At 68.9% G+C, this 16,554-nt stretch carries 18 protein-coding genes; 9 read left to right on the top strand and 9 right to left on the bottom strand.

What is annotated here, in order from left to right; translation table 11 throughout:
• Positions 1-5 precede the first annotated feature (5 nt).
• Positions 6-1,892, top strand: a complete 1,887-nt coding sequence (locus tag RSD66_RS09490) for an ABCB family ABC transporter ATP-binding protein/permease (protein WP_415287474.1) — start codon at positions 6-8, stop codon at positions 1,890-1,892.
• A 7-nt stretch (positions 1,893-1,899) separates the two neighbouring features.
• On the opposite strand, the gene RSD66_RS09485 is transcribed toward RSD66_RS09490, so the two are convergent.
• From RSD66_RS09485 to RSD66_RS09470, 4 genes are all read right to left on the bottom strand, one after another.
• Positions 1,900-2,379: a hypothetical protein gene (locus RSD66_RS09485; RefSeq protein WP_024352654.1), complete on the bottom strand. Its 480-nt coding sequence runs from the start codon at positions 2,377-2,379 to the stop codon at positions 1,900-1,902.
• A complete protein-coding gene (locus RSD66_RS09480; protein WP_024352655.1) occupies positions 2,376-2,951 on the bottom strand; it encodes a response regulator in 576 nt (191 codons plus the stop codon). Before RSD66_RS09480 ends, RSD66_RS09485 begins: the two co-directional genes overlap by 4 nt.
• A 96-nt stretch (positions 2,952-3,047) precedes the next feature.
• Complete coding sequence (locus RSD66_RS09475; RefSeq protein ID WP_415287473.1) at positions 3,048-3,998, bottom strand: acetyl-CoA carboxylase carboxyltransferase subunit alpha; 951 nt, start codon at positions 3,996-3,998, stop codon at positions 3,048-3,050.
• Positions 3,999-4,083: 85 nt separating this feature from the next.
• Positions 4,084-4,986: a tyrosine recombinase gene (locus tag RSD66_RS09470; protein WP_415287472.1), complete on the bottom strand. Its 903-nt coding sequence runs from the start codon at positions 4,984-4,986 to the stop codon at positions 4,084-4,086.
• 67 nt (positions 4,987-5,053) lie between these two features.
• On the opposite strand from RSD66_RS09470, the gene RSD66_RS09465 reads away from it, so the two are divergent.
• From RSD66_RS09465 to RSD66_RS09455, 3 genes are read left to right on the top strand one after another with little or no spacing between them, the layout of a single operon-like run.
• Positions 5,054-5,623: a shikimate kinase gene (locus RSD66_RS09465; protein ID WP_415287471.1), complete on the top strand. Its 570-nt coding sequence runs from the start codon at positions 5,054-5,056 to the stop codon at positions 5,621-5,623.
• Positions 5,620-6,738 carry a 3-dehydroquinate synthase gene (gene aroB, locus RSD66_RS09460; RefSeq protein WP_415287469.1) on the top strand — a complete coding sequence of 373 codons (1,119 nt, stop codon included), beginning with the start codon at positions 5,620-5,622 and terminating at the stop codon, positions 6,736-6,738. The genes RSD66_RS09465 and aroB overlap by 4 nt, the downstream gene beginning before the upstream one ends.
• On the top strand, positions 6,735-7,322 hold the full coding sequence (locus RSD66_RS09455) for a GNAT family N-acetyltransferase (RefSeq protein ID WP_415287468.1): 588 nt from the start codon (positions 6,735-6,737) through the stop codon (positions 7,320-7,322). Before aroB ends, RSD66_RS09455 begins: the two co-directional genes overlap by 4 nt.
• Here RSD66_RS09455 and RSD66_RS09450 read toward each other — a convergent pair.
• Entirely contained in the window at positions 7,319-7,735 is a 417-nt protein-coding gene (locus tag RSD66_RS09450) for an MliC family protein (protein ID WP_119412089.1), read from the bottom strand. The genes RSD66_RS09455 and RSD66_RS09450 overlap by 4 nt on opposite strands.
• A 31-nt stretch (positions 7,736-7,766) precedes the next feature.
• The gene (tadA, locus tag RSD66_RS09445) at positions 7,767-8,237 is read right to left on the bottom strand and encodes a tRNA adenosine(34) deaminase TadA (protein WP_373561200.1); all 471 of its coding nucleotides are present in this window, start codon (positions 8,235-8,237) and stop codon (positions 7,767-7,769) included.
• A gap of 12 nt (positions 8,238-8,249) precedes the next feature.
• Between tadA and RSD66_RS09440 the strand changes: the two genes are divergently transcribed.
• Together RSD66_RS09440 and rsmD are read left to right on the top strand one after the other, a co-directional pair.
• Entirely contained in the window at positions 8,250-9,791 is a 1,542-nt protein-coding gene (locus RSD66_RS09440; protein ID WP_415287467.1) for a pseudouridine synthase, read from the top strand.
• A gap of 3 nt (positions 9,792-9,794) precedes the next feature.
• Positions 9,795-10,370 carry a 16S rRNA (guanine(966)-N(2))-methyltransferase RsmD gene (rsmD, locus tag RSD66_RS09435; protein WP_415287466.1) on the top strand — a complete coding sequence of 192 codons (576 nt, stop codon included), beginning with the start codon at positions 9,795-9,797 and terminating at the stop codon, positions 10,368-10,370.
• Here the strand turns inward: rsmD and RSD66_RS09430 are convergent.
• Positions 10,353-10,628: a YjhX family toxin gene (locus RSD66_RS09430; RefSeq protein ID WP_291782242.1), complete on the bottom strand. Its 276-nt coding sequence runs from the start codon at positions 10,626-10,628 to the stop codon at positions 10,353-10,355. The two genes, rsmD and RSD66_RS09430, sit on opposite strands and share 18 nt — an antisense overlap.
• 189 nt (positions 10,629-10,817) lie before the next feature.
• Here RSD66_RS09430 and RSD66_RS09425 point away from each other — a divergent pair, with 189 nt between their 5' ends.
• Positions 10,818-11,834 (top strand): Kelch repeat-containing protein, encoded by a 1,017-nt coding sequence (locus tag RSD66_RS09425; RefSeq protein ID WP_415287463.1) that lies wholly within the window; start codon positions 10,818-10,820, stop codon positions 11,832-11,834.
• Here RSD66_RS09425 and RSD66_RS09420 read toward each other — a convergent pair.
• A complete protein-coding gene (locus RSD66_RS09420) occupies positions 11,824-12,294 on the bottom strand; it encodes a low molecular weight protein-tyrosine-phosphatase (RefSeq protein WP_415287461.1) in 471 nt (156 codons plus the stop codon). The genes RSD66_RS09425 and RSD66_RS09420 overlap by 11 nt on opposite strands.
• Positions 12,295-12,330: 36 nt before the next feature.
• Entirely contained in the window at positions 12,331-14,253 is a 1,923-nt protein-coding gene (gene mutL, locus RSD66_RS09415; protein WP_415287459.1) for a DNA mismatch repair endonuclease MutL, read from the bottom strand.
• 214 nt (positions 14,254-14,467) lie between these two features.
• On the opposite strand from mutL, the gene RSD66_RS09410 reads away from it, so the two are divergent.
• Entirely contained in the window at positions 14,468-15,172 is a 705-nt protein-coding gene (locus RSD66_RS09410; RefSeq protein ID WP_415287458.1) for a YceI family protein, read from the top strand.
• A 74-nt stretch (positions 15,173-15,246) separates the two neighbouring features.
• Complete coding sequence (locus RSD66_RS09405) at positions 15,247-16,551, top strand: YceI family protein (protein ID WP_415287457.1); 1,305 nt, start codon at positions 15,247-15,249, stop codon at positions 16,549-16,551.
• Positions 16,552-16,554 lie beyond the last annotated feature (3 nt).

Genomic DNA, 16,554 nt, shown 5'->3' with positions numbered 1-16,554 from the left:
CGGCGATGCGAGGTGAACGCTCGGGACGGCGCGGCGATGTCGCGACCAAGGCCATGAACGCTGGGGTCGATGTCTCTCAGCAGGAGGCGCCGCCGACGCTGGAGGCGCTGAAGAGCCTGATCGGCGTTGTGGCGCGGTCCGGCGCGCCTCAACTGCCGTGGCGCGTGACGGGCGCGATCCTGCTGACGCTGGCGGGCAAGGGGTTGGGCGTGCTCGCCCCGCTGGTGCTGGGCGCGGCGGTCAACCATCTGGCGGCGGATCAGGGACCGGCGGCGTCTGTGGGGCTCGGCTTCGCCGCCTTCGCCGTGGGCTGGGCCCTGGTGCGCTTCCTGTCGGCGGCGACGCCGCAGTTGTCGGACGTAGTGTTCGCTCCCGTGCGCGCGGCGGCCCAGCGCAAGACGGCGGCCGAGACCTTCGCCCACGCCCTCAGCCTGTCGCTCGACTTTCACCAGACCAAGCGGTCCGGCGCCCTGTCGCGGGTGATGGACCGAGGATCGCGCGCCGTCGACTTCCTGCTGCGCATCCTGATGTTCAACCTGGGGCCGACGGTGCTGGAACTGGCGCTGGCGGCGGCGGTGCTGGGCGGCAAATACGACTGGCGCTTCGGCGCGGTCGCGGTGGCGGTCGTGCTGGTCTATGCGGTCACCACCTTCGCTATGGCCAACTGGCGGTTGGAGCACCGGCGCGCCATGAACGCCGCCGACAGCGAGGCGGCGGGCCTGTCGGTGGACGCCCTGCTGAACTATGAGACGGTCAAGTCGTTCGGCGCCGAAGGCCGCGCGGCCGAGGCCTATGACCGATCCCTGTCGACCTATGTTCAGGCCTCGCTGAAGGCGAACACCTCGCTGGCGGCGCTGAACCTGATTCAGGGCCTGATCATGAATGTCGGCCTGGGCGTCATGGCGGTCATGGCCGGGTTCGAGGCGGCGGCCGGGCGCATGGGACCGGGCGATGTGACGGCCGCCGTGCTGATCATGATCTCCCTCTATGCGCCGCTGAACATCCTGGGCTTCGCCTATCGAGAAATCCGACAGTCCTTCATAGACATGGAGGAGATGCTTAAGGTTACGCGTCAGGCGCCGCAGGTTGCGGACGCCCCTGACGCCGTGGCCCTGACCCGGCCTGAGAGCGGTGGCGGCGCCGAGATCGTCTTTGATCATGTGGGCTTCCGGCACGACGCGCGGGCGGCGGGGCTGGATGACGTCAGCTTCGTCACGCCCGCTGGCACGACGACCGCCCTGGTGGGGCCGTCCGGCGCCGGTAAGTCGACGATCGTCAAACTGGCTTTGCGTCTGCTGGACCCGCAGGAAGGCGCTGTGCTGATCGACGGTCGGGATGCGCGCGGCCTGACCCAGGCGTCGCTACGTTCCGCCGTGGCCCTGGTGCCGCAGGACGTGGCCCTGTTCAACGACACCATCGCCGCCAACATCGCCTTCGCCCGTCCTGATGCGGACGAGGCGGCGATCTGGGCAGCAGCCGAGGGCGCCGAACTGGCCGACTTCATCCGCGGCCTGCCCGAAGGCATGGAGACCCGCGTCGGGGAGCGGGGTCTGAAGCTGTCAGGCGGCGAGCGCCAGCGCGTCGGCATCGCCCGCGCCCTGTTGGCCGACCCCTGCATCCTGATCCTGGACGAGGCGACCAGCGCGCTCGACAGCCGCACCGAGGCCGCCATTCAGAAGACGCTGCGCAAGGCGAGGGCAGGGCGCACGACCCTGGTGGTGGCGCACAGGCTGTCCACCGTGGTCGACGCCGATCAGATTCTGGTGCTGAAGGCGGGCCGCATCGTCGAGCGTGGCGCGCACCATGAGCTGGTGGCGCGTCAGGGCGGGGAATATGCGGCCCTGTGGCGCAAGCAGACGCGCGGCGCCAAGACGCAGGCGCCTCAGACCTGATCCGGCTTTAGCCCTTGGCGCCGCCGGGGACCTTGGCCTTCAGCACGTCCTTGAGACTCTCCAGCACCTGGGCGCGGGCGTCGTTGGCCTCGGCCGGCAGTGTCAGCAGCAGGCGCAGCGCCTGGGCGTGAACGGTGACGATGCGCCAGTCGAAGCTTTGATCTTCCGGCGCCGCGTCGATCAGGTCGCACAGATTGGCGGCGGCGGTGCAGATGTCCTTCATCTCGAACGGTCCGGCCGCGTCGATCACGGCGCTGGCGCGAGCATAAGCCTGATCCAGCGCGGCGGAGGCTTGCTCAGGGCTGGGGGGAGGCTTCATCCCCGCCAGAGCGGACACCTGTTCCTCGATAACCTCTCGGCTGCGGGCCTCATACTCGGCCAGATTGGCGTGGGCCTGCTTCAGCGCGGTGCCGACGCTGACGCCGCCGGGCTGGTCGATCAGGGTCGACAGGCGCGAGCGACGGCGATTGTGCGTGATGACGGTCATAATTCTATCGAGCCTCTGCGCTGGGCTTCGAATTGCGCTTTGCGAATCTCTTCGGAACGACGCTCGGGACCGGGCCAGGGTTCCTCTTTGAAGCGACGGTCCGGGCCGAAATAATCGCCGACCTCTAGGAAGGGGCGCGTATCCTTCGCCACCCAGACGATGCGTTCCAGCAGCACCCCGGCGCTGAACGGCTTGGTGATCAGGAAGTTGGCCCCGCAGTCGCGCGCTTCGGACACCTTGGAGCGGCGGACGTGGGCGGCGGTCATGATGACGGGCGCATAGGCGTTCGGCTCCAACCCCGAGCGACGTAGCCAGCGCACGAACTCATAGCCGCTCATGCCCGGCATTTCGCAGTCGACCAGGATCAGATCGACCGGATGCGTCTGCAGAATCTTGATGGCCTCGGCGGCTTCGGCGCAGGTGTGGCGCACCTTGATGCCGAAACCCAGCAGCGCCTGCGCCGTCAACTCCATCGCAAAGGGGGAATCGTCGACGACCATCGTCATCGCCCCATCGAAGTTGAAGACCGCGCTTTCGCGCAGGGTTTCGCCGACCCCATTCATGCCGCGCATGGGAGCCTCGAATCACGCATCACTGAACCTTGGACGAATCGCATCGGCGCAGCTTCGACGCCGAGGAGCCGCCTTGCAACGGCTCGCTGCGTTCGATCAGCCTAGACGGCCGATGGCGTAGAAACGGTCGGCCCGCTGCCTCTTCAGCTGTTCAGCCGACAGGCCGGACATGGCCTTCAGTTCTTCTTCCAGAACCTGACCGACGTTCTGAATGGCCTTTTCGCGGTCGGCGTGGGCGCCGCCCAGCGGCTCGGGGATCACGCGATCGACGATCTTCAGCTCGATCAGGTCCGGCGCCGTGATCTTCATGGCGTTGGCCGCGTCCTTGGCCCGCGAGCCGTCGCGCCACAGGATGCCCGCTGCGCCTTCCGGCGAGATGACCGAATAGATGGAGTGCTCCAGCATCAGCACCCGGCTGGCGGCGGCGATGGCGATAGCGCCGCCCGAACCGCCTTCGCCCGTCACCGTGGCGATGGAGGGCACGCCCAGCGTCAGGCCGCGTTCGGTCGAGCGGGCGATGGCCTCGGCCTGGCCGCGCTCCTCGGCGCCCAGACCCGGATAGGCCCCGGCGGTGTCGACAAACGTCAGGACCGGCAGGCCGAACTGTTCGGCCATGTCCATCAGGCGCACGGCCTTGCGATAGCCTTCGGGGCGGGCCATGCCGAAGTTGTGGGTGATGCGGGTCTGGGTGTCGTGGCCCTTTTCATGGCCCATGATCACGACCGGCTGGCCGCGGAAACGCGCCAGACCGCCCAGGATCGCTTGGTCGTCGCCGAATTGACGGTCGCCGTGCAGTTCCACGAAGTCGGTGAACAGGCCGTCGACGTAGTCGATGAAGTGGGGACGCTGCGGGTGGCGTGCGACCTGGGTGCGCATCCACGGGTCAAGGTTGGCGTAGGCCTTCGTACGCATGGCGTCGGCCTTTTTGCGCAGGGCGGCGATCTCAGTCTCGAACGATCCGCTGGTCGGCGCCAGCAGCGACAACTCGGCGATCTTGGCGTCCAGTTCGGCGATCGGCTTTTCGAATTCGAGATAGTGCGTGGCCATTAGGCGTCCGTGAGGAGGAAGCGCGCATTGCGCTACGGAAGGCGGCGGAACCTAGAGCGCGGAACGCTTCGGAGCAAGCGCGGGTTCAGTCGTCCTTCGCCAGAGGATGGTTGGCGTGAACCACTTGGGACAGGCGGTCAGTGGCGACGTGGGTATAGATCTGGGTGGTCGAGATGTCGGCGTGGCCCAGCAGGGTCTGGACCACGCGCAGGTCGGCGCCGCCTTCCAGCAGGTGGGTGGCGAAGGCGTGGCGCAGGACGTGGGGGCTAACGCGGGCCGGATCGATCCCCGCGGTGATGGCCGCCTGATCCAGCAGTTGGGCGAAGCGGCGCGGGGTCAGATGGCCGCTTTTGCCGTGGGAGGGAAACAGCCAGGCGCTGTCGGGCGTGTTCGGCTTGCGCGCGGCGTCGCGGGCGTCGAGCCAGGCCTTGATCGCCTCACGCGCGGCGGTGTTGAGGGGCGCCAGCCGTTCCTTGCCGCCCTTGCCGCGCACGATCAGATAGGCCGGATCGCGCCGCACGGCCTCGACCTTGAGCGCCAACAGCTCGGAGACGCGCAGGCCCGAGGCGTAGGCCATCTCGACCAGGGCGATCAGGCGCAGCCCTGCCGCGCTGTCTGCGGCGCCGGCGGCGGCCAGCAGGGCTTCGATCTCGTCGCGGCTCAGTGTCTTGGGCAGGCTGCGGCCCTGTTTGGGCGCATCGAGGCGGCGCGAGGGATCGTCGGTCCGCCAGCCCTCGCCCAGGGCGAAGCGATAGAACTGCCTCACCGAGGCGCGGCGGCGTGCGGCGGTGGCGGCCGACAGCCCGCGCCGCGACAGATCGACGAACCACGCCTCCAGCGCCTCCTGCGGCGCAGCCATCAGGCCCCCGGCGTCGCCCAGCCAGGTCTCGGCGTCCGCCAGGTCCCGGCCATAGGCGGCCAGCGTGTGGGGCGAGGCGTCGCGCTCGACCGCCATCATCTCTAGGAACGCTTCGATCTGCGGTGTCATGCCGTGTCAGGTCGTTTCTTCTGAGGTGTGGAGCCGGGCGGCGTCTCGTGTAGAGGGTATACGGACCATGCCTTCCGACGCCTCGCCTGATTCCTTCCCGCTGTCTTCGGTCCGCACCATAGCTCTGGTGGGGCTGATGGGCGTCGGGAAATCGACTGTGGGGCGCCGTCTGGCCGCGCGGCTGGGCTTGCCGTTCGCCGACGGCGATCAGGTAATCGAGGAAGCGGCGGGCATGACCGTCAGCGAAATCTTCGCCTCACGCGGCGAGGCCGAGTTCCGGGCGGGCGAGGCGCGGGTGATGCGCCGGCTGCTGGAAGGGCCGCCGATCGTGCTGGCGACCGGTGGCGGCGCGGTGCTCAACCCCGATACGCGCGCCTTGATGAAGCAACACGCCGTCAGCGTCTGGATGCGGGCCGATCTGAAGGTGATCGCCGAACGTGTAGGCCGGCGCGACACGCGCCCCCTGTTGCGCGGACGCGATCCGCTGGTTGCGCTGAACGAGTTGGCCAAGGCGCGCTACCCCATCTACGGACAGGCCGATGTGACGGTCGATGTGGGCGGCGGCTCGCACGGTCAGGCCGTGGACGCCATTCTGAAACAGTTGCGCCGGTTCGGGCGGCAGGAGACCAAGCGATGACGACGACGATCCCGGTCGCAGGCGGCGCTTTCGCCTCCTATGAGGTCGTTGTCGGGCGGGGCCTGCTGAAGGCGGCGGGCGCCGAGGTCGCGGCGCTGAAGCCCACGCGCGCCTTCATCGTCAGCGACGAGACGGTGGCGGCCATCCACGGCGAAACGGTGCGCGCGTCTCTGGCGGCGGCGGGGCTGGCGACGGGGCTGGTGACGGTTCCGGCGGGCGAGGCGTCCAAGTCGTTTGAACAGCTTGAGGCCGTTCTGGATCGACTGCTGGCCGAAGGGCTGGATCGAAAGAGCATGGTCGTCGCCCTGGGCGGCGGCGTGGTGGGCGATCTGGCCGGCCTGGCGGCGGCCCTGTTCATGCGCGGAGTCGATTTCGTGCAAATTCCGACGACCCTGCTGGCTCAGGTGGATTCCTCGGTCGGCGGCAAGACGGCGATCGATACCCCGCGCGGCAAGAATCTGATCGGCGCCTTCCACCAGCCGCGTCGGGTGCTGGCCGACATCGAGGCGCTGGCCACCTTGCCGGTCCGTCAGGTGCGCTCGGGCTGGGCCGAGGTGCTGAAGCACGGCCTGATCTGCGACGCGGCCTTCTTCGACTGGCTGGGCGACACATCGCCTTCTGGGGGCGCAGCAGGAGCGAAGGGCGATCCTGACGCTCTGGAACGGGCGGTGATCCGCTCGGTCGAGATCAAGGCCCAGATCGTCGGCGAGGACGAGAAGGAGGCGGGCCGCCGCGCCCTGCTGAACCTGGGCCACACATTCGGTCACGCCCTGGAGGCCGAACTGGCTTTCGGCGAGACCCTGACACATGGCGAGGCGGTGGCGCTCGGCTGTGCTATGGCCTTCCGCTATTCGGCGCAGCAGGGTCTGTGTTCGGTGTCCGAGGCTGATCGCGCTGAGGCGGGCATCCGCGCGGCGGGCCTGCCGACGCGGCTGTCGGACATCGACCATCGCTTCGCCGCCGACGCCCTGATCGGGCGGATGGCGGGGGACAAGAAGGCCGAGGGCGGGCGCCTGACGCTGATCCTGGCGCGGGCCGTGGGCGACGCCTTCACCGACAAGAATGTGAACGCCGAGGCGGTGCGCGCCTTCCTGATCGGAGAGGGCGCGGCGTGAACCTGCCGCCCGTTGTCCTTGAAGACGCCTTCGTCCGGCTGGAGCCGTTCACCGAGGCTCTGAAGGATGATGTGAGGGCGGCGCTGGATTGCGATCGCGACGCCTGGAACGGCATGGTTGGGGCGGCCTATGGGCCGCATTTCGACGGCTGGTGGGAGGCGGCGAGGAAGGCGATGGCGACGGGATCGCGCATCGCCTACGCCGTGCGGCGGCGCAGCGACGGCGCTGTCGTCGGCACAACCAGCCTCTATGAGATCAGGCCCGAACACCGGCGCTGCGAGATCGGCTCGACCTTCTACCGGCCGGAGGCGCGCGGCGGCGCGATCAATCCGGCCTGCAAGCGTCTGTTGCTGGACTACGCCTTCTCGAACGGGGCGATCCGGGTCGAGATCATCACTGAGGCCCTGAACGCCGCCAGTCAGGCGGCCATACGCAAGCTGGGCGCGACCCACGAGGGCGTGCTGCGCAAGCACAAGACCACCTGGACGGGCCGGGCGCGCGATACGGCCCAGTTCGCCATCCTGGACGACGACTGGCCCGAGGTGCGGCGGCGGCTGGACGAGCGGCTGGCGGCCTTGGCCTAATCCACCGCCCGGCACTCGGTCGGTTCGCGGTCGCCGGCGCTCCATGTCGCCATGACGCCCTTGCCGCGCAGTTCATAACCCGAGGCGCGATACCAGATCCCGTCGGCGGCGCGCTCCTGATACAGATCGACCGCTTCGCCGTTGGAGTTGCGCACGGTCGCCATCTGGCGCGGATTGTCGAAATCGACCGAAAGCCGCTCAGAGTTGTTGCACAGGTAGACTGCATGGACGACGCGGTTCAGGGCGCGGTCCTGAAGCTCGGCGCCGGTGCGGCGACGGGCGGTTTGGGCCTCGACGGCCCGCTGGCGCACCGTATCGCTGTCGGTTGGCGCCTCGCGGGGCTCCTGCCCGCAGGCTGACAACAGAACGAGGGCGGAAACGGCGACGGTCGGCCATAGGATGCGGGTCGGCAATGGAGGCCCTCTCAAGGTCAAGCTTGGAGCTTCAACGCCCGGTGTCGCCCGGCGTTCCTGCCCGGGGTTTCCGCCGTGAACGGAAGAAGCCGCGCAGCATCTCGGCCGCAGGGTCGGCCATGACGCCGCCCTCAGTCTGCGGCCGCCAGTGGCAGGTCGGCTGGTCGAAGAAACGCCCGCCGTGGAGCACGGCGCCGCCCTTGGGATCGTCGGCCCCCCAGACCACCCGGCCGATGCGGGCGTGGCTGATGGCGCCCGCGCACATGGCGCACGGCTCCAGCGTGACATAGAGAGTCAGGTCCGTAAGGCGATAATTCTGCAACGTCGCCGCCGCATCGCGCAGAGCGATGATCTCGGCATGGGCGGTCGGATCATGGGCTGTGATGGGCCCGTTTTGCCCGCGCCCAAGCACTTCGCCGGTGTTTTCGTCCACGATCACGGCCCCGACCGGCACCTCGCCAGCCTCAGCCGCCGCTTGCGCCAGATCGAGCGCCATGCTCATGAACCGCTCATCATGGATCGCCATCCCAAAGACAACGACAAGAAGCCCCGCTCCCGTCAAGACGACGGCGCGCGCGGTCCCCGTAATTTCGCCGACAAGGGTCCGCGAAAGCCCTTCGACAAGGACGGCAAGCCGGGCGGGAAGCCCCGCGACCGCGCCGAGGGCCGTTCCGGCGGCAAGCCTGCACCCGAAGCCAAGGCGCCGGAACGCACCGAACGAATCGCCAAGGTCATGGCCCGCGCGGGCATCGCCTCGCGCCGCGAGGTCGAACGGCTGATCGGTCTGGGCAAGGTGGCGGTGAACGGCCGCATCCTGGCCACGCCCGCCGTGCTGGTGAAGCGCGACGACAAGATCACCGTTGACGGCAAGCCGATCGGCGCCGCCCAGGCCACGCGCGTCTGGCGCTATCACAAGCCTGCGGGCCTGATCACCAGCCACAACGACCCGGCGGGCCGCCCCAATGTGTTCGACGCCCTGCCCAGCGGTATGCCGCGCGTGATTTCTGTCGGCCGTCTGGATCTGGCGACCGAGGGCCTGCTGCTGCTGACCAACGACGGTGAACTGAGCCGGGCGCTGGAGCTGCCGGACACGGCTCTGGTGCGTCAGTACCGCGCCCGTGCGCGCGGCCGCATCACTCAGGAACAGCTGGACAAGCTGAAGGACGGCGTGGTCGTCGACGGCGTCCGCTATGGCCCGGTCGAGGCCACCATCGACAAGGCCAAGGAAAAGGCCGAGGGCGAGAAGTCTTCGGCCAACCTGTGGCTCAGCGTCCAGATCACCGAGGGCAAGAACCGCGAAGTCCGTAAGGTGCTGGAAAGCGTCGGCCTGACGGTCAATCGCCTGATCCGCCTGGCCTATGGCCCGTTCCAACTCGGCACCCTGCCGGTCGGCGCGGTCGAGGAAGTCGGCCCGCGCGTGATCCGCGAGATGCTGGCCGAGCACATCCGCCCCGAGAACCTGCCCACCGGCAATACGGTCGAGACGCCCGCTCCGACGCCCGGCCGCCGCACCGGCGCTCCGATCGTACGCGGCAAATCGGGTTCAGCCATGTCCGACCCGTCGCGCAAGCCCAGCCGCGTACGCGCCGCCGAGACGGCTGCGGAGGAGGGCGCTGAGTTCGGCAAACCCGCCAAGAAAGAAGGCTGGGCCAAGGCCAAGCCCAGGTTCGAGCATTCCAAGAGCTTCAAGCCGCGCGCCCGTCCGGGCGAGGGGGAAGGCGTCGGGAACGACGACCGCCCGCGCCGCCCGTTCAAGCCGCGTGAACCGCGCGCCGACCAGTTCATCGACGACCGTCGCGGCCCGCCCAAGGGCGGTCGCCCCGGCGGCAAGCCCGGCGATAAGCCTTTCGGCCGTTCCGGCGGCGCAGGCGGGCGTTCCGACGCGCGTCCCAACGACCGCTTTGGCGAGCGGTCGGGCGACCGGCCCGGCGGACCTCGCGGCGAAGGCAGGCCTTTTGGAAGCAAGCCGTTCGGGGGCAAGCCCTCTGGCGGCAGACCCTTCGGCGGCAAGCCTTCGGGCGGCGGCGGTCGCGGCGGCCCGCGCGGACGCGGCTGATCCATGCGCATCGTAGCGGGCAGCCTGAAGGGGCGCGCCATCGTCACGCCCGAGGGACAAAACACCCGGCCGACCTCGGATCGGGCGCGTCAGGCGATCTTCAACGTGCTGGAGCACGCCCCCTGGGCTGAGGGCCTGCACGAGGCGCGGGTGATCGACCTGTACGCCGGTTCGGGCGCGCTGGGGTTCGAGGCTCTGTCGCGCGGTGCGGCCTTCTGCCTGTTCGTGGATACGGACGACGGCGCGCGCGGCGCCATTCGTGAGAATATGGACGCCTATGGTCTGTTCGGTCGGTGCCGGGTGCATCGGCGCAGCGCAACTGACCTGGGGCCGCGTCCGGGTTCGGCGGGCGAGGCGTTCACCCTGGCGTTTCTCGACCCGCCCTACGCCAAGGGGTTTGGGGAACAGACGCTGGCGCGCTTGCTGGAGGGCGGCTGGCTGGCGCCGGGCGCCATCGTGGTGTTCGAGCGCGGCTCGGACGAGCCCGAGATCGACACGCCCGGCTATGAGCGGTTGGACGCGCGCGACTACGGCGCCGCGCGCGTCCTGTTCCTCAGGGCGTCAGAAGCCTCGGCCTGAGGTCCGGTTGTCGGCCCGGCTGCGCAGGCGGCCGAGGCCCTCGCGGTTGACGACATAGGGGCCGCCGTTGCGGGACTTGATGACGCCCTTGCGCTTCAGGCTGCGCCATTGATCAAGGTTGCAGCCGTCCAGCACCCAGCCTTCGCGGGTGAAGCAGCGGGCGGCCAGGATGCGGCCCTGTTCGTCGCGTTCCAGCAGGATGCGACCGCCCTGGGCGAGGGCGTGGAGCGTGCGTTGCTCCGCACGTGACAGGTTCATGGGATTGAGATTTCCAAGGCATGAGAAGACACGCGCCCGGCGCAAGGCTGCGCGGGGCGGGCTCAGAAGGCCTCGGGACGATCAGCGTCCGGGCCTATGCCGTGGCTACAATCTCAAACATGGTCGATCCCGTTGGGGGAAGGGGGCGGACTTCTAGCGCAGGACGACAGCCGCGGCTAGGCTGGCCCCATGAACCTGCACCGTCGCACCTTTCTGGCCGCCGGCGCCGCTGTCGCGGCCGCGCCCTCCGTATCTCTCGCGCAGACGGGCTGGGCGCCGCGCGCCTCGATGTCGTGGCCGACGCAGGAAATCTACTGCGCCGCGTTGGATGGGCGGATCACGGTCGCAGGGGGCTTGGTCCGCGCGGCCGCAGGCGGATTGCACATCAATGATCGAACCGCCGTTTATGACGTGAGGGCTGACCGCTGGAGCGAGGGGCCGCGACTGCCGCAACCGCGCCATCACCCGATGCTGGCAGCGGCGGCTGGACGAGTCTGGGCCTTCGGCGGCTATGATCGGCGCGATGGCGGCGAATGGACGGCCATGACGGATATATGGGCCATCGATCAGGGCGTCTGGGCTCAGGTGGGTGAGATGCCCGAGCGTCTGTGCGAGACGATCGGACTGTCTGCGGGCGATCGGGTGCACCTGATCACCGGCCGCTCGCCCAAGGGCGAGGCGAACGGTCAATGGAACGATCAGGGCGACGTGGCGACCCATCTGGTTTTCGACGCCGTCGCCAATCGCTGGGAGACGGCGCGTCCGGCGCCGATGGCCCGCAACAGCGCGGCGGGCGCCGTGCTGGATGGCAAGTTGTTCGTGGCGGGCGGCCGCACGGTGGACGGCGGCGGAACCGGGCGGCTGGACCGCTATGATCCCGCCAGCGACCGCTGGGACACCCTGGCGCCGATCCCTGCCTCGCCCGCGACCGGAAAGCAGGTCGGCGGCGGTCTGGCTATGGCCGAGGCGGGCGGAAGGCTAGTCGCCTTCGGCGGTGAATGGTTCGAAGGGCGCAGCGGCGGGGTCTTTGCCGAGACCTGGCTCTATGACCCGGCGCGCGACGCCTGGACGGCGGGACCGGCCATGCGCACCCCGCGTCACGGTCTGGCGGCGGCCAGCGTGGATGGAACAGTCTACGCCCTCGGCGGCGGCGAAGTCGCGTCGGGCGGCAAGGCCAGCGGTCTGGTCGAGGCGTTCAGCCTCTGAGACGCCTGAGCTCGGCGGCCAGGGCGCGGGCACCGGCCGTGACGTCGGCCCAGGTGACGTCGAAGCCGTCGTCCTCGCCGAAATAGGGGTCGGCCACGGCCTGACCGGCGCGGCCCTCGACATGGTCCAGCAGCAGGCTCAGTTTCGCCGTGGCGTCGGGCGGGGCGAGGCGGCGCAGGTTCGCCAGATTCTCGTGATCCATCGCCACCAGATGGGTGAAGCGGCGGAAGTCGGCGGGCTTCACCTGACGACCGCGCAGGGCCGAGATATCGACGCCGTTCCTCAGGGCGACTGCCTGGGCGCGCGGGTCGGGCGGAGCGCCGATGTGCCAGCCGCCGGTTCCTGCGGAATCGGCGATCACATCCAGCTTCAGGCGACGCGCTTTTTCGCGGAAGGCGGCCTCGGCCAGCGGCGAGCGACAGATGTTGCCGAGACAGACGAAGAGGACGGAAGGAGCCATGCCCTCAAGTAGCGAAGCGGTAGGGCGACGAAAAGATCAGCGCCGCCCGAACAGCCTCTCGAGGTCGTGCAGCTTCAGCTCCACATAGGTCGGACGGCCGTGGTTGCACTGGCCGGAATGGGGCGTGGCCTCCATCTGGCGCAGCAGGGCGTTCATTTCGGGCGCCGACAGGACACGGCCCGAGCGGACCGAGCCGTGACAGGCCATGGTGCCGCAGACCTCGGCCATGCGCTCTTTCAGCGACAGGGCGGCGCCGTGTTCGGACAGGTCGTCGGCGATGTCGCGGATCAGGCCCTGAACGTCGGTGTCGCCCAGCAGGGCTGGGGTTTCGCGCACCAGCACCGCGCCCGCGCCGAACGCTTCGACGATCAGGCCCATTTCGGCCAGTTCATCGGCCTTGGCGGCGACGCGCTCGGCTTCGGCGGGGTCCAGTTCGACCACTTCGGGTGTCAGCAGGGCCTGGCGGGTGACGGCGCCATCGGCCATCTGGGCCTTCATCCGCTCATAGACGAGGCGTTCGTGGGCGGCGTGCTGGTCGACGATGACGAGGCCGTCGCGGGTCTGGGCCACGATGTAGTTGGCGTGCAACTGCGCCCGCGCGGCGCCCAAAGGATAATCGATCAGGTCGACCGGGACCGAAGCGCCAGGCGTGATCTGGCCTGCGTGTTCAGCCTGAATGTCGTTCAGGGTGCGGAAGCTAGGAGCGGCGGCTTCACCGCTCCACGTATGTTCAACGCGGGCGGAGCGTTCGTTGAGGCCCGGCAGATTCTGAGCGGCGGCGGCCGGCTGTGACCAGCCCTGCCAGCCGCTCCAGCCCGGCGCGGCGTTGCTGAACGACTGTGGCGCGGCTGGGTTGTAGAGCGCCTCGCCCGTATGAGGGCGGAAACCGGATAGTGCGTCTGCAGCGACCGTGGTCGAGGCGCGATGTCCCGCCGCGTGCAGGGCGTGGCGCAAGGCGCCGACGATCAGGCCGCGAACCAGCGCCGGATCGCGGAAGCGCACCTCGGCCTTGGCCGGGTGGACGTTCACATCGACATACAGCGGGTCGATGTCGATGAAGAGAGCCGCCGCCGGATGCCGGTCGCGCGCCAGGAAGTCGGCGTAGGCCCCGCGCAGCGCGCCCTGCAGCAGGCGATCGCGCACCGGGCGGCCGTTGACGAACAGGAACTGGTGCGCCGCATTGCCGCGCGAATAGGTCGGCAGGCCCGCATAGCCGGACAGGCGCACGCCGTCGCGCTCCTGGTCGATCAGCAGGGCGTTGGCCTCGAAATCGCGGCCCAGCAGGGCGCCAAGCCGCTTCAGTCGCCCCTCGTCGCCGGGGTGTTCGGCGGGCAGGCGCAGGGTGGTCTTGCCGTCCAGCGTCAGGGTGAAGGCGACGGCCTCGTGCGCCATGGCCTGACGCTTGATCTCTTCCGAGATGGCCATCGCCTCGGCCCGCTCGGACTTCATGAACTTCAGCCGGGCAGGGGTGGCGTAGAACAGGTCGCGCACCTCGACCCGCGCGCCGTGCGGGCCCGGGAAGGCGGCGGGCGACAGGGGGCGCTGGGCGCCGCCTTCGACGGAGACGGCCCAGGCGTCGTTCTGGGGCAGGCCCGTCTCGGCCCGGGCGCGGGTGGTGATGTTCAGCCGGGCGACCGAGCCGATGGAGGGCAGGGCTTCGCCCCGGAAGCCGAGGGTGAATATGCGCAGCAGGTCCACGTCGCCTGCATCGTCCGGCTCCAGTTTCGAGGTGGCGTGGCGTTCGATGGCGACAGGCAGTTCGTCGCGCGGGATGCCCTTGCCGTCGTCGGCGATGAGGATGCGGGTCAGGCCGCCGCCGTCCGCCTGGATCTCGATGCTGCGGGCGTCGGCGTCGATGGCGTTCTCGACCAGTTCCTTGATGGCGCTGGCCGGGCGTTCGACCACCTCGCCTGCGGCGATGCGGTTGACGGTTTCGGGGGGGAGACGGCGGATGGTCATGTGAGTCGCAAGGATAGGCGCCGTCGTCGCCGGACGCACCTCAATCCTTTTTTCGTGAGCCGGATGACGATTTTCGTGATGCAGGGACTTGAAGCGCGCCAATGGCAACTTATACTGTTGCAGTCGCGACGGCGAGGCCGAGCTGACACACGACCTGTTTGCGGACCTTCTGTCCAGTTATCGTTTCAACCGCCTGATTGAGGTTTTCTCCCCCATGAAGATCAAAGCCGCCCTGATCGCCGTTTCGGCCGCCGCCCTGCTGGCCGCCTGCAGCCAGCCCGCCGACCCCGCCGGCGCGCCGACGACCGACGCCGCCTCGACCGCTCCGGTCGCGCTGAAGGCCACCTCGGGCGTCTATGTGATGGACCCGACCCACGCCTCGCTGCAGTGGTCGTTGCCGCATAACTCGATCTCGAACTACACGGCGCGCTTCAACAAGTTCGACGCCAAGATCACGCTGGATACCGCCAACCTGGCTAACAGCACGGTCGAGGCGACCATCGACCCGACCTCGGTCGACGCCAACTATCAGGGCGACTACGTCGGCACCCACGCCGCCACCGGCTTCAAGAGCTGGAGCGAGGACATCGCCAAGAACAAGAACTTCCTGAACGCCACGGCCTTCCCGCAGATCACCTTCAAGTCCACCAAGGTCGAGCTGACCGGCGCGCGCACGGCCAAGGTGACGGGCGACCTCACCTTCCTGGGCGTGACAAAGCCGGTGACGCTGGACGCCACCTTCAACGGCGATCTGGAAAAGCACCCCTTCATGCCGGTTCCGGCCATCGGCTTTGCGGCTGAAGGCAAGTTCAAGCGCACCGACTTCGGTATGCCGCTGGGCCCGGTCGGCGACGAGGTGACGATTCGCTTCGACGCCGAGTTCGTTCAGGAAGCCGCTCCGGCCGCACCGGCTGCCTGATAGGCGAACCATGACGAAGGGGCGGGGCCGTTCGGTCCCGCCCTCTTCATGCTCAGACTGACGCGAGAGTTTTCATGACCCGCCGCCCCAGCCGATACAGCGCCGTCGCCATCGCCCTGCACTGGCTGATCGCGATCGCCATCCTGTCGATGATCCCGATGGGCTGGTGGATGAGCGACGCCATTGCTCAGCCGGACACTCAGGCGCTGGCCTATCGCGTTTTCCAGATTCACAAGTCGATCGGCTTTCTGATTCTGGCGCTGACGGTGCTGCGGATCGTGTGGCGGCTGACGCACCCGGTCCCGGCTCTGCCGGGCGCCATGAAGGGGTGGGAGCAGTTCGCCGCGCGGGCGACGCACGCCGCCTTCTACGCCCTGATGCTGGCCCTGCCGCTGACGGGGTGGATCTATGTCTCGACCGGCTGGGCCGTGGCCACGGACACGCCGCTGGCCGTGGCCACCAGCTGGTTCGGCCTGTTCACCATTCCGCACCTGCCCTTCATCGAGCACGCTTCTGAAGCCGCCCGCCGCGCTACGGCGTGGATGGCCATGGGCGCGCACAGCAAGCTGGCCTGGGGCGCGATCGTTCTGGTCGCCCTGCACGTCGGAGCGGCGCTGAAGCACCAGTTCTTCGACCGCGATGGCGTGCTGTCGCACATGATCCCCGTTTTGCCGCATGGCGATGACGCGCATGGCGTCGCGTCTGAGCCGACGCTGGCGGTCCGCTGGGCCGAGCGACTGGCGGGCGTGGCCTTTGTGGTGGTGATCGGCGCCGCCTTCGGTCTGGCGGCCAGGCCTGCGCCGAGGGCGGAAGGGCAGGCGGTCGCCTCAGCGCCCGTCGCGGCGCCTGCGGTCGACGCCGCCGTGACGCCGGGCACGACCCCTGCCTGGACCGTGGACAAGGCCGCCTCGACAATCCAGTTCACCGGAACCCACACCGGCAAGGCCTTCACCGGCCGGTTCGAGCAGTGGGAAGCGCAAGTCTGGTTCGACCCGGCCGATCTGGCGGGTTCGAAAGCCGTAGTGACGGTCCAGACCGGTTCGGCGAAGACGGGCGACGCGACCCAGGAAGGCAGCCTGCCGGGCGCCGAATGGTTCGACACGTCGACCTATCCGACCGCGCGCTTTGAGGCGACGGCGTTCAAGGCGCTGGGCGGAAACCGCTATGAGGCGACGGGAACCCTGCGGATCAAGACGACGACGGTTCCGGTCGTTCTGCCCTTCACCTTTGACGAGGCGAACGGCGCGGCCACGGTCGCGGGCAGACTGGAACTGGACCGCACGGCGCTGAACATGGGCATGATGTCCGACGCGGGCGGCGACTGGGTGTCCAAGGCCATCGGCGTCGAGATCAAGGTGAAGGCGACGCGGGCGGGGTAGGCC

Source organism: Brevundimonas sp. S1H14 (genome assembly GCF_047716865.1).
GTDB classification, from domain to species: domain Bacteria; phylum Pseudomonadota; class Alphaproteobacteria; order Caulobacterales; family Caulobacteraceae; genus Brevundimonas; species Brevundimonas naejangsanensis.
Note: the sequence above shows the minus strand (reverse complement) of the source record. Positions and strands in the feature narration are given on the sequence as shown.

Bases quoted from the DNA above. Each gene is read 5' to 3' on its own strand.
- RSD66_RS09485 (WP_024352654.1), bottom strand. From the start codon at position 2,379: ATGACCGTCATCACGCACAATCGCCGTCGCTCGCGCCTGTCGACCCTG.
- RSD66_RS09430 (WP_291782242.1), bottom strand. From the start codon at position 10,628: ATGAACCTGTCACGTGCGGAGCAACGCACGCTCCACGCCCTCGCCCAG.
- RSD66_RS09425 (WP_415287463.1), top strand. From the start codon at position 10,818: ATGAACCTGCACCGTCGCACCTTTCTGGCCGCCGGCGCCGCTGTCGCG.
- RSD66_RS09405 (WP_415287457.1), top strand. From the start codon at position 15,247: ATGACCCGCCGCCCCAGCCGATACAGCGCCGTCGCCATCGCCCTGCAC.
- RSD66_RS09480 (WP_024352655.1), bottom strand. From the start codon at position 2,951: ATGCGCGGCATGAATGGGGTCGGCGAAACCCTGCGCGAAAGCGCGGTC.
- aroB (WP_415287469.1), top strand. From the start codon at position 5,620: ATGACGACGACGATCCCGGTCGCAGGCGGCGCTTTCGCCTCCTATGAG.
- mutL (WP_415287459.1), bottom strand. From the start codon at position 14,253: ATGACCATCCGCCGTCTCCCCCCCGAAACCGTCAACCGCATCGCCGCA.
- rsmD (WP_415287466.1), top strand. From the start codon at position 9,795: ATGCGCATCGTAGCGGGCAGCCTGAAGGGGCGCGCCATCGTCACGCCC.
- RSD66_RS09465 (WP_415287471.1), top strand. From the start codon at position 5,054: ATGCCTTCCGACGCCTCGCCTGATTCCTTCCCGCTGTCTTCGGTCCGC.
- RSD66_RS09440 (WP_415287467.1), top strand. From the start codon at position 8,250: ATGGATCGCCATCCCAAAGACAACGACAAGAAGCCCCGCTCCCGTCAA.
- RSD66_RS09470 (WP_415287472.1), bottom strand. From the start codon at position 4,986: ATGACACCGCAGATCGAAGCGTTCCTAGAGATGATGGCGGTCGAGCGC.
- RSD66_RS09490 (WP_415287474.1), top strand. From the start codon at position 6: ATGCGAGGTGAACGCTCGGGACGGCGCGGCGATGTCGCGACCAAGGCC.
- tadA (WP_373561200.1), bottom strand. From the start codon at position 8,237: ATGAGCATGGCGCTCGATCTGGCGCAAGCGGCGGCTGAGGCTGGCGAG.
- RSD66_RS09475 (WP_415287473.1), bottom strand. From the start codon at position 3,998: ATGGCCACGCACTATCTCGAATTCGAAAAGCCGATCGCCGAACTGGAC.
- RSD66_RS09420 (WP_415287461.1), bottom strand. From the start codon at position 12,294: ATGGCTCCTTCCGTCCTCTTCGTCTGTCTCGGCAACATCTGTCGCTCG.
- RSD66_RS09410 (WP_415287458.1), top strand. From the start codon at position 14,468: ATGAAGATCAAAGCCGCCCTGATCGCCGTTTCGGCCGCCGCCCTGCTG.